The 14,726-nt window shown below is 44.1% G+C and carries 9 protein-coding genes; 6 read left to right on the forward strand and 3 right to left on the reverse strand.

Translation table 11 applies throughout. The features are described 5' to 3' along the window. Positions 1-26 precede the first annotated feature (26 nt). The 6 genes from IE104_RS01730 (at position 27) to IE104_RS01755 (ending at position 8,283) form a co-directional block, all read left to right on the forward strand. Positions 27-527, forward strand: coding sequence for a chemotaxis protein CheW (locus IE104_RS01730; protein WP_189415487.1), 501 nt, complete (start codon positions 27-29; stop codon positions 525-527). 65 nt (positions 528-592) lie between these two features. Next, positions 593-2,830, forward strand: coding sequence for a methyl-accepting chemotaxis protein (locus tag IE104_RS19125; RefSeq protein ID WP_308429254.1), 2,238 nt, complete (start codon positions 593-595; stop codon positions 2,828-2,830). Positions 2,831-3,007: 177 nt separating this feature from the next. Next, positions 3,008-5,707, forward strand: a complete 2,700-nt coding sequence (locus IE104_RS19130) for a methyl-accepting chemotaxis protein (protein ID WP_308429255.1) — start codon at positions 3,008-3,010, stop codon at positions 5,705-5,707. A gap of 33 nt (positions 5,708-5,740) precedes the next feature. After that, on the forward strand, positions 5,741-6,586 hold the full coding sequence (locus IE104_RS01745) for a CheR family methyltransferase (protein WP_229837568.1): 846 nt from the start codon (positions 5,741-5,743) through the stop codon (positions 6,584-6,586). Next, the gene (cheD, locus tag IE104_RS01750; protein ID WP_189415492.1) at positions 6,576-7,184 is read left to right on the forward strand and encodes a chemoreceptor glutamine deamidase CheD; all 609 of its coding nucleotides are present in this window, start codon (positions 6,576-6,578) and stop codon (positions 7,182-7,184) included. Before IE104_RS01745 ends, cheD begins: the two co-directional genes overlap by 11 nt. A 31-nt stretch (positions 7,185-7,215) precedes the next feature. After that, a complete protein-coding gene (locus IE104_RS01755) occupies positions 7,216-8,283 on the forward strand; it encodes a protein-glutamate methylesterase/protein-glutamine glutaminase (protein WP_189415494.1) in 1,068 nt (355 codons plus the stop codon). 44 nt (positions 8,284-8,327) lie between these two features. Here IE104_RS01755 and IE104_RS01760 read toward each other — a convergent pair whose 3' ends face one another. From IE104_RS01760 to IE104_RS01770, 3 genes are read right to left on the reverse strand one after another with little or no spacing between them, the layout of a single operon-like run. Then, positions 8,328-10,043, reverse strand: a complete 1,716-nt coding sequence (locus IE104_RS01760; protein WP_189415496.1) for a diguanylate cyclase — start codon at positions 10,041-10,043, stop codon at positions 8,328-8,330. A 23-nt stretch (positions 10,044-10,066) separates the two neighbouring features. Beyond that, positions 10,067-12,310, reverse strand: a complete 2,244-nt coding sequence (locus tag IE104_RS01765; RefSeq protein WP_189415498.1) for an ATP-binding protein — start codon at positions 12,308-12,310, stop codon at positions 10,067-10,069. A 2-nt stretch (positions 12,311-12,312) separates the two neighbouring features. Beyond that, positions 12,313-14,664: a PAS domain S-box protein gene (locus IE104_RS01770; RefSeq protein ID WP_189415500.1), complete on the reverse strand. Its 2,352-nt coding sequence runs from the start codon at positions 14,662-14,664 to the stop codon at positions 12,313-12,315. Positions 14,665-14,726 lie beyond the last annotated feature (62 nt).

Raw genomic sequence — 14,726 nt, forward strand, 5'->3', positions numbered from 1 at the left:
AAAACTTAGTACCAGAGGCTAGTACCATGACAGAGACAACAGGATCACAGGCTATGAGCTTGCAGAAGGATCAGGAATTTCTCACCTTCACTTTAGGTGAAGAAAATTATGCCCTGGATATTTTGACCGTAAAGGAAATTCGCGGTTATGAATCCGTTACTAAAATCGCTAACGCTCCGCCTTTTATAAAAGGTGTTATCAATCTGCGTGGTGATATTGTCCCCATCGTTGATCTACGCATCAAATTTAATGTCGGCCAAGCTACATATGACGAATTCACGATTGTGATTGTGTTGCACATACACAATCGAATTGTCGGCATAGTTGTAGATGGCGTATCAGATGTAGTAAGTCTAAATAAAGATCAGTTGCGGCCACCGCCGGATTTTGGTGTGGCATTTGACAGCCGCTATTTGCTCGGGCTCGCAACAATTAATGAACAAATGATAATACTGGTCGATATTAACGAATTAATTTCCAGTGAAGAGATGGGTTTGTTTAGCTCACACGAAAACGATGTGGCTTAAAAACTCTGCTATCTAGTTAACCGAATTAAATTTTCTGCAGTAATTGTAGATCGAGGAAATTGAAGATGAATGTTATTCAGCAAATGTTTGGCGGTTCAGCTAAAAAAAATACCACCAGTATTGATCTCGATGAGCTTGCCAATTTGCGCGGGCAAGTTGCAGCAATCGGTAAATCGCAGGCGGTTATCGAATTCAGTTTGGATGGCATTATCCTTGACGCCAACGAAAATTTCCTAAGCGTATTGGGTTACCGGCTTGATGAAATACGTGGCAAACATCACAGCATGTTTGTTGACCCCGCGTATCGCCAAAGCCTTGAATATAAAAATTTTTGGGGCCGTTTAGGGCGTGGCGAATTTGATGCCGGGCAGTACAAGCGTATAACCAAAGATGGCAAGGAAATCTGGATTCAGGCGAGTTACAACCCAATTCTGGATAACAATGGCCGTCCCTTTAAGGTAGTAAAGTATGCGACTGATATTACTGAGGCTACTACACGCGCCGCAGATTATTCGGGGCAGTTGCTGGCGATTGGGAAATCGCAAGCGGTTATCGAGTTTAGTCTCGATGGAATTATTTTAAACGCGAACGATAACTTTCTAAAAGTGTTGGGTTATACCTTGGAAGAGGTGCGCGGAAAACATCACAGCATGTTTGTCGAGCCTGCCTTTCAACACAGTGCAGAGTATCGGCTCTTTTGGGAAAAATTGGGGCGTGGCGAATATGATGCAGGCCAATACAAACGCATCGCCAAAGGTGGTCGTGAAGTGTGGATTCAAGCTAGCTACAACGCCATCATGAACGCCGATAACAAACCCTTTAAGGTTGTTAAGTATGCTACCGATATCACTGAGGAAAAAACCAAAAACGCAGACTATTCCGGTCAGTTAGCGGCAATAGGAAAATCCCAAGCAGTTATTGAGTTTGCCCTTGATGGTACGGTGTTGCACGCTAATGATAATTTTTTAAATGTGCTCGGCTATAGCTTGGCGGATATCAAAGGTAAGCATCACGGTATGTTTGTAGAGCCAAGCTACAGGCAAAGCGCTGAATATAAATTATTTTGGGAGCGCCTGGGCCGCGGCGAATATGATTCCGGTCAATACAAACGCATTGCCCGCAATGGAAAAGAAGTTTGGATTCAAGCAAGTTACAACCCGATTATGGATGCTAACAACCGTCCATTTAAAGTTGTTAAATACGCAACAGATATTACCGAGCAAGTTAACAATGCCAATGCAATGAAACTTGCCGTAGAGCAAGTGCGCGAAGTCGTAAAAGCGGCGGTTGATGGAGATCTTACCCAGCGCATTCCTTTGGAAGGTAAAACCGATCAGCTTGAAATATTGTGTAGCGGTGTGAATTCGCTGATAGACAATATGGCTGACATCGTCGGCGAAATTAAAAGTGCGGCTGATGAAATATCAACGGGCGCTAATGAAATCTCTACCGGCAATAGCGATCTATCGGCGCGCACAGAACAGCAAGCTGCGAATCTTGAAGAAACTGCGTCGAGTATGGAGGAATTAACCTCTACCGTAAAATTAAATGCCGACAATGCCAAAGAAGCCAACTTATTAGCTGAAAAGGCAGCGACTGTTGCGGTTGGTGGTGGTGAGTTGATTCAGCAAGTTGTTGTCACCATGAGCTCCATCAATGAATCATCGCAAAAAATTTCTGACATTATTGGCGTAATTGACGGCATCGCTTTTCAAACCAACATTCTCGCATTGAATGCGGCTGTGGAAGCAGCCCGTGCCGGTGATCAAGGGCGTGGGTTCGCTGTGGTCGCATCTGAAGTGCGAACTCTGGCGCAGCGCTCCGCCAATGCTGCGAAAGATATTAAGGGTTTAATTTCGGATTCGGTTAAAAAAATTGAAAGTGGGAACACGCTAGTCGGAAAATCCGGCGAGACCATGAAGGAAGTGGTGAGCTCTATTAAGCGTGTGAATGACATTATGTCTGAAATTGCAGCTGCTTCTGCTGAGCAATCTAGCGGTATTGAAGAAATTTCTAATGCCGTTTCACAAATGGATGAAATGACGCAGCAAAATGCGGCCCTGGTTGAAGAGGCCGCCGCTGCCGCGGAAAGCTTGCAAGCACAAGCTAATCAATTAACTCAACGCGTGGCAGAATTCCGTGTCGATAATTATGAGCCTGCGCAAAAACATACTGGTCCGGTTGCGCGTTTGGCAAAACCCACGCGTCCAGAAAAAGCGGTAAAAACTTTAGCTAAACCAAAACCGGCTGCTAAAAAATTAGTGCCACCCAAGCAGCAGGACGATGAATGGGAATCTTTTTAGGCTGTATGGACGTGGTACAAAGATTCAGGTTGAAAGCAGCTTTTCATAAAGTGCCACAATAGTAAAAGCTGCTGTTGTTAGTTTGAACGTGGCAAATAATGTTGCGCAAGTAGTCGTGCGATGGGTGATCGTTAACTCGGTAGCTATAGCTGAGACGGAAAAAAGGGAAGTCTATCTATGAATCTTTCACTAAAAAAACAACTTTCAATCATGGCATCCATTGCCATTATCGCCATTCTTATGTTGGCGTTTGTCAGCCACTTATTAGCAAAAAACACGACCGTGGGAAGTGAGCTGCTCGATAAAATTGACAAAACTAATGAGCTAACGGCCGATATAATGCCACCGCCTATGTTTATGCTTGAAGCTATGATGCGCTTGCAAGAACTGGCGTCGGTAACGCCTGATGCGCGCCCGGAAATTATCGCAGAAGCAAAAAAGCGGATGACGCAATTTGATGAGCGATACAAACGCTGGCAGTCGGGTAACGATATTCCGCAAGAGCTAAGAGATTACATGGCCACTAAAGTTAATGTGGCTGCCCAACGTTTTATCACTGTGGCAAGAGAATCTGTGATTCCAGCTGCGCAAGAAAATGATGTACAAAAACTCAATAAAGCTTTGGCAAGTTTGCTCCCTTTATATAATGCGCATGAAGATACTATTCAAGAGCTGGTGGTTTTATCCCACAATTTTTCCAGCGAAGAAAAAAAGCTGGCATTAGCTATGGTTAATACCTATCAGCGCTGGTTTTACATAGTGGCGATATTTTCCATTGCTGCCGTTATGGCTTGTTCATTTTATTTCTCAAAAAATATTTTAACGGGATTGGGTGCAGACCCTACCGAGTTGCAACACATCGCCAGCCGTGTTGCACGTGGTGATACGGAAATCAAAATACCTGCTGTGAACAATAAGAACAGCGTGCTAGGCGCTATGTCCAGCATGATCGATTCAATTAAAGCTGGCTTGGTCGTTGCCAATGAGAATGTTCGTATTAAAGAGGCGTTAAATGCGACCTCCTCGAATATTATGATGGCTGATTCAGATCGCAATATTATTTATATGAACCGATCTGTTGCGGCTATGTTGCGTGAAGCCGAGGCGGATTTGCGTAAAGCATTACCGCATTTTTCGGTAGATAAAATTCTGGGCAGTAACATGGATATTTTCCACCGTAACCCGGCGCATCAAAATAACCTGTTGGCCAATTTGCGTACCACTTATGTAGGCAATATTGTGGTGGCAGGCCGCAGCTTCCGCTTAGTCGCCAATCCTATTTTCTCCGAACAAGGCGAGCGTTTGGGCTCAGTTGTTGAATGGATAGACCGCACAAAAGAAGTGGCGGCGGAACATGAAATGAGCCGTATTTTAGGTGCGCTCGAAACAACGACAACTAACGTTATGATTGCTGATTCGGAACGCAAAATTATCTACATGAATAAATCGGTGGAAAAAATGTTGCGCGGTGCCGAATCTGACATTCGCTCAGTGCTGCCACAATTTGCGGTAGATAAAATTATTGGCAGCAATATGGATATCTTTCATAAAAACCCGGCTCATCAAATGAAGCTGCTTGAAAATCTATCAAGCACATATGTTGGAAATATTATTGTTGGCAAGCGTCATTTCCGTTTGGTCGCCAACCCTATCTTTTCCAAAGATGGCTTGCGTTTAGGATCGGTTGTTGAATGGTTGGATCGCACCCAGGAAGTTGCTGTTGAAAGTGAAGTGAGTGAAGTAGTGCAAGCTGCGGTGGCCGGTAACTTCAAAGCGCGTATTCCAGTTGAAGGGAAAACCGGCTTCTTCCTTAGCTTGGCTGAGGGATTAAATTCGTTAATGCAAACTTCTGAGGTCGGCCTGGGCGAAGTTAATCGTGTATTAGGTGCGATTGCCAAAGGTGATTTGACTGAAAAAATCACGGCTGATTATTCCGGGACCTTTGGCGATTTGAAAAACTATTGCAACCAGACATCTGAAAGCCTGAGTGAAATGATGTCGGATATTCGCACTGCTGCAGAAACAATATTTACTGCCTCTACCGAAATTGCTTCAGGTAATGCAGATCTTTCCAGTCGCACTGAACAGCAGGCTGCAAATTTGGAAGAGACTGCATCAAGCATGGAAGAGCTAACCTCAACCGTTCGATTAAACGCGGATAACGCCAAACAAGCTAATGTACTTGCGGAGCAGGCCTCTCATGTGGCGGTGGACGGAGGTGAGTTGATCCAGCAGGTTGTGGTGACTATGAGTTCCATTAACGAATCGTCGCAAAAAATTGCAGATATTATTGGTGTTATTGATGGCATTGCGTTCCAAACTAATATACTTGCACTGAATGCTGCTGTGGAAGCGGCTCGTGCAGGTGATCAAGGCCGCGGTTTTGCTGTTGTAGCCTCAGAAGTGCGTACGCTTGCACAGCGCTCGGCGAATGCAGCAAAAGATATTAAAGCCCTGATTTCAGATTCCGTTAAAAAAATTGAAAATGGTAATACCCTTGTCGGTAAATCTGGCAACACCATGCGCGAAATTGTCACTTCAATAAAACGCGTTAACGACATAATGGCGGAGATTGCCGCCGCATCGGGAGAACAATCTGCCGGTATTGAAGAAGTTTCAACTGCCGTATCGCAAATGGATGAAATGACCCAGCAAAATGCCGCATTAGTAGAGCAGTCAGCGGCGGCGGCGGAAAGTTTGCAATCCCAGGCAGATCAATTGACACGAAGTGTTGCCAAATTCCGTCTTTCATCAAATCCTCCGCATCGCTCTTCGCCACCTGCTGCACGTTTGGGCTCCCCAGCCGCTGTTAAACCCGCTGCTACAAAGAAATTATCGCCACCCAAGCCGCAAGATGATGAGTGGGAATCCTTTTAAAGTGCAACGAGTAAATTAGACGAGGTTTTGCTTTTGAGTCACGAGCACGAATTTAGTTACAGCGAAGCGGACTTTGAAAAAATCCGTAAGGTGATTTATCACAAGGCTGGAATTAATCTGTCTGACAGCAAAAAGCAATTGGTTTACAGCCGTTTGGCGCGCCGGGTGCGTGCGCTTAAATTGCCGAATTTTAGCGCCTACTTACATTACCTGAACGATAATGAACAGGAACATGAGGAATTTGTTAATGCTTTAACTACAAACCTCACGGCCTTTTTTCGTGAGCCGCACCATTTCGATATTTTAGCTAACCACATCAACAAGGTTAAAAACCAGAATCGTAAATTGCGAATTTGGTGCGCAGCATCCAGTACAGGTGAAGAGCCTTATTCAATTGCTATGACGGCGGTTGAGGCTTACGGAACCTATGAGCCGCCAATCGAAATTATTGCGTCAGATATTGATAGCAATGTGTTGCGTGAAGCTAGTGCTGGTATTTATTCATTGGCTCGCCTTGAATCCTTGAGTCTTACGCAAAAAAAGCAATTTTTTCAGCGTGGTAAGGGCAGCAATTCTGGCAAAGCGCGAGTTGTGGAAGAATTACGCAACCTCATCGATTTTAAAAAAATTAATCTCCTGGATTCCCAGTGGCCACTTCAGCCACCCTTCGACATTATTTTTTGCCGCAATGTCATGATTTATTTTGATAAAGCAACACAGCTAAGTGTCCTGGAACGCATGACAAAATTAATGCGACCTGATGGTTTGTATATCGCCGGACATTCGGAAAGTTTTTCCCAGGCCGCGCATTTGGTAAAGCTTGTGGGTAAGACGACCTATACATTGGTTACGCGGAAGGATGCTGCAAATGAAATTTGATGATAATGAGCACTTAGCTCCCACGACTTATTACGATCGCCACTTTGAAAAAGATGCGGTAAAAATTTTACCTGGCGAATACTACGTAACCAAAAGCGACAAATTGATCGTTACGGTATTGGGCTCTTGTGTGGCGGTTTGCTTGCGCGACAAAATAAATAATTGTGGCGGCATGAATCATTTTTTGTTGCCTAATGATGGCAGTGTGGAAACGGGGTTGTTAACCGAATCTGCACGCTATGGTGTTTACGCTATGGAGATTCTTATTAATCATTTGTTGAAGTTGGGTGCACAAAGAAACCGCTTGGAAGCAAAAGTATTTGGTGGCGGGAATGTTTTGCCGGGCATGACCATCAATAATGTTGGCCAACGCAACGCTGAGTTTGTGCTGGATTATTTGCATAACGAATCTATTCCTGTAGTAGCAAAGGATTTGCTGGATCAATTCCCTCGTAAGGTCTACTTCTTTAGCCATACCGGAAAAGTGATGGTGAAAAAACTGAAATCTGTGCATAACACTACGATTATGGACCGCGAGAGTGAATACCGTATGCGTGTTAAATACACACCCAAAAGTGGCGAGGTGGATTTATTTTGAATAATCAAAGCATGGCGCATGGTGATTCAAATTGACGATTAAAGTGTTAGTTGTAGATGACTCTGCATTGGTTCGGAGCCTGCTAGCAGAAATTATTCGCAATGCACCGGGATTTAGCTTGGTGGGAGCGGCACCGGACGCTTATGTAGCGCGCGATATGGTTAAAGAATTTTCACCCGATGTAATTACGCTTGATATTGAAATGCCGCGTATGGATGGGCTTACTTTCCTGGAAAAATTAATGGTGGCGCGCCCCACGCCGGTTGTGATGATATCTACGCTTACGGAAGCCGGCGCTGACGCAACTCTGTATGCGATGGAATTGGGTGCAGTAGATTTTATTCCTAAACCCAAATTGGGGATTACTGAAGGCTTCCGTGAGTATGCCGAATTAATCTTAGAAAAATTGGCGGCCGCTGCCAAAGTCAAAGTAAAGCAAAGAAAACATGTTGCCACGCGCGCAGCGGTGAATCCAAGCGAAAAAATACCTAAAGAGCGTTTGCACAGCACAGAAAAAATAATTGCTATAGGGGCTTCTACCGGTGGCACAGAAGCGATTAAAGATGTGTTGCTGCAATTGCCTGCCAATGTTCCCGGTATTGTTATGACACAACATATGCCGCCCGGGTTTACCCGTACCTTTGCGGAGCGCTTAAATAAATTAAGCAACCTACATGTGACTGAGGCTAAAGGTGGAGAGCGAATTTTACCGGGCCATGCTTATTTGGCGCCTGGTGGTTTTCATTTATTGGTAGTGCGTTCTGGTGCGGATTACATGATTAAATTATCCGAGTCAGAATTAGTTCACCGCCATCGTCCTGCGGTAGACGTCATGATGGAATCTGTCGCTAGTGCTGGTGGTAAAAATGTAATAGGTGTTTTGTTAACAGGGATGGGTAAGGATGGTGCCAAGGGGATGTTAAGTATCCGCAATCAAGGCGGCTACACTTTTTCACAGGATGAACAGAGTTGCGTTGTATATGGAATGCCTAAGGAGGCTGTAAATATAGGCGGTGTGGATGAAGTGGTTGAACTGGAAAACATGGGCGCTGCAATTTTAGGCAAACTAAAAATGATGGGAGCTGGCAACCGTTTATAATTGAATCCATGTCATGTGAACGCATTATTTAATTTTGCATCAATTTAAGTGGCATCTCCTGTCATGCTGGCGCACACCACATTTCGGCCTCGTTCTTTTGCTCTATAAAGTGCTTCATCCGCGAATTTAATTTGATCGATAAAGGCGTTCATACCTGTGTTTTCAGCGATGCCTGCACTAAAGCTAACATTAAACGACAGATTATCACTTTTAAAATTAATCAAGCTAAATGCTTTGCGCAGGCTGTTAATCAGATTGCCTGCATCGTGAATATTCATATCAGGCATGATTAATAAAAATTCTTCGCCACCAAAGCGACCAATGTAATCGGTGACGCGCAAGCGCTGCTGTAATAATTGCGCAAGGGCTTTAATAACACGGTCTCCGGTTAAATGCCCATAGGTATCGTTGACGGATTTAAACTTATCAATATCAATCATAGCTATGGTAAACGTAGTGTCTTTACGTTTGCATTGCATAAACACGCGCTCGGCTGCCAATTGAATTTGCGCATGGTTGAGTAGGCCGGTGAGGCTGTCTTGATACATCATTGCGGTTAATATTTTTGCGCGATCAACACGGCTGCGCACATGACGCACCAACTCTTCCGGTGGCATACCTTTAGACAGCAAATCATCGGAACCAATTTCCAACAAATCTGTTTTCTTGTCGGGATGAGCATTCGCCGATAAAAACAAAATAGGAATTGTTTGGAATTGTTCTTGTTGTCGCACCACAGCAGCCAGTTCGTCGCCGTTAACATCGGGCATATTCAAATCCAGTAAAAGTAGATCCGGCATGCTGGATTGCAATATTGGCAGAACACCGTAAGGATTAGTTTCTATAGTAACTTTCATGCCGGCTTGTTCAAGAATGGTGGCATAAAATTCGGCGATTGAAATTTGATCGTCAACAATCAGTATGTGTGTGGGTTTGTTGATATTTAAATTTAAGTGATTGCGAATCATACCCACGAGCGAAGGAATATCTGCCGGTTTTGTAACATAGGAATGAATGCCAGCGCGCACAGAATGCAAGCGACTGGTGAAGTCATCTTTTCCGGAAAACACAAATACCTTAATGCCGCGCTCCACGAAAGTACGCGCTGCGTCGAAAAAGTCTTCAAGACTACCGCTGGGAATCATTAGATCCAGAATAATTAAGCTGGGCTGTTTATGTTGAACGGCAGCCACCAATTTATCCATGGAGCGAAAGTGCTTGGACTTAAAGCCGTAGCTTAAAAGGTTTTGTAGCAATAACTCAGGGGCGGTGGTTTCGCTGTCTAGATAGTAAATTAAAATATCTTGCGCAACCAAGCCCGAATTTTTTGTTTGCGTTAGCTGCTTGTCCAGGTCGCTAAAGTCAGCCGCAGTTTCATCCAGTTGAACAATATTTTTATTGCTTTTTCCCGGATTCATATCTGGTGAAATGAGGGCTTTTAAAGCATTGATTGAGGAATTTACAGAATGAATAAGACTAAGGTCAGGCTTAAACGTTGGGTCTTTTTCGTTAAGCAGTGGTTTTAAAAAAACTTCCAGGACTCTGGCAGTTTTGCTGACGTCAGAAAAACCAAAAGTGCCACTTGTACCAATCAAGCTGTGTAAATTCCTGTGTAATATCACCATGGTATCGGGCTGCCATTGTCCACATAGTGCCTGCCAGTCATTGGCAATAGCTTCCAGCTTGGCAGGGAGTTGCGCCTTATATTCACCTTTTAATTTTTCCAGGTGTAACTCGAAACTGCTTTTTTCTACGGTCATAGTGATCTGCTGTCGCCTAATGATTAATGCGCTATGGGCAATTCAAAATAAAATGAACTGCCCTGTCCAAGGTTGCTGGTAAAACCAATTTTACCGCCCATTTTTTCAATCAATTCTTTGCTGATGGTTAACCCAATGCCGCTACCATCTTTTTGTCGCGAACTAGAACTATCGGCTTGGGTGAAGCTTCTAAAAATATTGGGCTTAAATTCCGGAGCTATACCTGTGCCGTAATCAGTCACCAAAATCTTAACGAGATTGGAAGTTTTGGATATAGACAGATCTACGTTGGAATGTGGGTGAGAAAATTTCGCTGCGTTTGACAGCAAATGGGTCAGAACTTGTTGAGTTCGCGCTTCATCTGCGTAAATGTGACATTTTTCCTCTGCACTACTGATTTGAAATCGCACATTATGTTTGTCGGCAATATATTGATTGGCAGCAATGCTTTTTTCGACAAGCGTTACAGCATCAAAATTTTTGTAATCAAATTCGATTTTGTTGGACAACAATTTATCCATATCTAATAAATCATTAATAAGATTCTGCAGGCGGATACTATTTTGTTTTGCAATCTGGATTAGATTGCTAATTTTGTCTGGCAATGTGCCAAGGCTTCCACTTTCGATAATGGCAAGCGATGCAGAAATAGACGTCAGCGGTGTGCGAAGTTCATGGCTCACCGTGGCGATAAATTCGTTTTTCAATTTGTCGGTATGCTTGCGGTCGCTAATGTCACGAATCACACCAACGTAAGCAATATCAACTTCGCCCTGAATCGCTGACAAAGCCAATTCCATTTCAAATTCTTTTCCGTTTTTGCGCAAGCCAACCATCTCTTGGCCAACATCCAGAATTTCGCTAATATTTTTGATGGGGTTTTGTTCGTTCTGGTTACGCGCATATTTCGGTAACAGCTTGAGTAAGCTGCTGCCAATAATTTGATTAGCACGGTAACCAAATATGACTTCAGCCGCGTGATTAAAGCTGGTAATGATTCCGCTTTCATTGAGTGTAATTATGCCGTCGAAAGCGCCGTCCAAAATCGCCTGAGTATGTTTTGCCTGACGCTTGATATTTTCTTCATCAATAACATGTTGGCGCCGGTGGGCTATAGCAATCATAAATTGCGAGATCAAACTGGTAACGGGTTTTAAATTTTCAATATGTGCTTCGGTATAGCCAGTTTCTTTATTAGCCAAACCCAGCATGGCGACCTGCTGTCCATTATTAAAAATGGGTATGCCAACAAACGCAGTAATCGGTGGGTGCCCCTTAGGTGTTCCACCTGCGCGCATATCGCTAGCGGGATTGTTGCTGATGATAGGTTTGCCAGATGTTAGTGCCGCGCCAAATAATGTATTGAGGTTAGAGAACTTCATACCCTGAGTTTTGTAATTGTTGTAAGCGGCTCGGCTGGCTTTATCCCAGGCAATATTTGTCATTGCGATCATATTTAAATACGGATCTTGCTCTTCGCTGTATTTGACCTCGCCGATAAAACCAAATTGGCTTCCCGTCAGCTTCACCACATTTTCCAACAAATGTTCAAAGGTTTTATTGTCATCATTAGCGGCGATAAAAAGCGTTTGTGTCTGGCTTACAATTTTGCTCATTTGTTGCTGTTGCAAGCGATCATTGCCCCATTCAATCAGACGCGCATTTTGGGCAAAACTGTTTTCCAGTTGTTGGCGCGCGCGCGCAGAAGCAGAAAGTACAAACACAATAAACAAAGCCACCATAATGCTCATGGATACGGCGATTTGCCCTTGTTCTGCATGCAGCCTAAGGCTGAGTGGAACTATCGCCAATGTCACAAAGCCAACGGCTGATAGTTTGTCGATTGCAAGAGTCGTGAGTGAACCACTGGCTACACCCGCAAGGGTGAACGCGAGCAGCGCTTGGTAGGTAGTGTTGAAGCTGGCAAACATAAAGTAGGAAGCGCTGCCCCACATGAGGCCCCCGAGCAGGGCGCCGATACGAAATGTTGTCAGCCAATAACGCGGGCTAAAATTTGATTCGGTGTTGCGCCAAAAAAACCAGTTCACCGTACGCAAGACCATGGCGCACATCATGAAAATATTCCACAGAATTAAATCGCCTTGGCCGATGATGTTCCAGTGGGAAAGGGTCAGTAATAAATCCAGAATTAAAGTCACCCCTATCGACAAGGGGATGCCGTTATAGAGGGCGCGCACACGTTCTTCGATCAGCGATCTATGCTGAAGTTGGGGGGCGTTTGCGTTTTCTGAAGTAGGTATTTCCATAGCTAGCTTCTGTGGTGGTCAACTAAGGGTAGTTCAATAAAAAAACAACTGCCTTTGCCGTACTCGGAACTGACGCCAATATCACCTCGCATTAAGCTCACTAACTCTTTTGATAAGGCCAAGCCCAAACCTGTGCCACCGGTGGGCCGTGAATTGGACCTATCTACCTGATAAAACTTTTGGAATAAAAGGCCTTGTTCTTCTTGTGGAATTCCAGTTCCCTGGTCTATGACTTCGATACGGACCTTATGGTTCGCATTGTGAATTTTTACACTGACCAGCGAACGAGCGGGCGAAAACTTTATAGCGTTCGACAATAAGTTGGCCAGTATTTGTTGCAGCCTAAGGCTATCGACATTGGCTATTAATTTTTCATCCTGGCTTAAGAGTTCAATGCTGATTTCATGTTGCTGCGCCAGTGCAGCAATATTTTCAATCGCTTGCACAACCAATGGGTAGATAGGTTGAATTTTGAAATCAAATTGCATTTTTCCTGCAAGCAATTTGTCCATATCGAGTAAATCATCAATCAGTAAGCCAAGCTTGTGACCATTTTGGTCGGCAATGCGAATTATTTTTTCCACCGGCTCGCTAAATGTTCCCAAGGCTCCGCTTTGCATCAGGCGCAGCGAACCTAATATAGAGGTGAGCGGCGTGCGTAATTCGTGGCTAATGTTTGAAATAAAATCGTGCTTCATTTGATCGAGTCGTTTGCGTTCGCTAATGTCGCGCACTACTGCAATGAATAATTTTTCGTTTTTGCGCTGAATGCATGCTAGCTGCAGCTCCAACGGAAATTGCTGGCCGTTTGATTTGATGCCGAGAACATCGTGATTAATTTCGGTATTCAAATCAATTTTTACGGTGTGATATTTAATGTGGCGCATGATGCTGCCAGTTTCCGGATCCTTAATAAATTGATTGACATGCTGATGGGGAAATTGATCCAGGGGATAACCAAAAATCGTAGCAGTAGCCGGGTTAGCGGAGCGAATATTGCCATTGACATCAATAATCATGATGCCGTCCACAACAGCATTTAAAATGCTTTGGTTGTAACTGGCTTCTTCTTGCAGCAAATGTTCGAACGCAATGCGGTGGCTGATATCAATAATTTGCACTATCCAGTCACTTTCATAAATCGTTGCATGCGTGGGGGCAAGGCTGATGATGACATTAATAGATTGCCCCGATTTATGAAGCAACATACTTTCGTATTGATGGTTAGTTCCAGGTTTTGGGTAAATGCCTTCAATGATATTGCCTAATCGCTCGCGTTGGTTTGGCGCAGCAATGGTAAAGAAATTTTGTTCTTCCAGCTCTGCGCGCGTGTAACCCAAGGTAGAGCAAAGGCTGTCATTAAAATCAATAAGTACACCGATGTGGTTAATCAGTGCTATGCCTTGTGGCGCGCTGTTGAAGGCTTGTGAAAAACGATATTTACTTTCGTTGAGTTGATGCAATGTTTTATTTTGTTGTGCGAGCGAACGTAAAAACGAATTGAATAGCAGGCTAATAATCAACGCAATCGACCAGCCGGCAATACGAATGGTTCCCAAAACAGAATGCGAGACTGGAGCGATTTGGCTGGCAATCATTTGCCAGTTGCGGCCCGGCACATTTAAATTAGTTTCAGTGTTGGCAATAACATCTTTATCACCAAACAAAATTTTTCCATTGTTATCTGCATCTTTAATTGCAATATTAATTCCCAGATATTGCGCACGCGAATGCAGCACTTTATAGAGTTCATCAAAATTTAAAACGGTGCTTACCAGTCCCCAATAATCTTCATTATCGTTTAGAAAAACCGGTACGCGATAAATCAATCCCAAACCACCTTGCTGCAAATGTACAGGTCCAGCGAGCAGCGGCCGTTTGCTGTAAATAACTTTTTGAATGGCGGGCCACTGTTCTTTGTTGTCGGGGTAGTGCAATCCAATTGCCGCCTCGTTGCCCGCTAAAGGGTAGACATAAGTAATCTTGTTGCCGGGGGCTATACCAATGTTGCGCATGTAGTGCGCACGTTCTTGCAAATTGCTTAACCAGGGATCAATTTCTTCTGGAATCAAAATGCCATGCTTTGATTGAATGTAAGAGACTAAGGCGGTGGCGAGATGCAATGTTGAATTGAGTTCGTATTCGAGCAGGGTGCGTACTTGATTGGCTTTATCTACCAGATGTTCCTGGCGCAAGGTGTCTTCATGCAGTTGCTCCTGGTGTGCCGTCAGCTCGGTAGCACATACCAAGGCTAAAAAAAGAATCATAGGCGCCATAATACTGATGAGTAAGTATTGTTTGGGCTGCCAATATTGAGCTTGTGGCGGAGTTTGCGTATCCCTGATCAACGGCATCGACTAGTTGCCCTGGTGAGTCATTATGGTTTGGAATGCAGCGGCGTTGTTTTTATAGGCAC

The organism is Cellvibrio zantedeschiae (assembly GCF_014652535.1).
GTDB lineage: Bacteria > Pseudomonadota > Gammaproteobacteria > Pseudomonadales > Cellvibrionaceae > Cellvibrio > Cellvibrio zantedeschiae.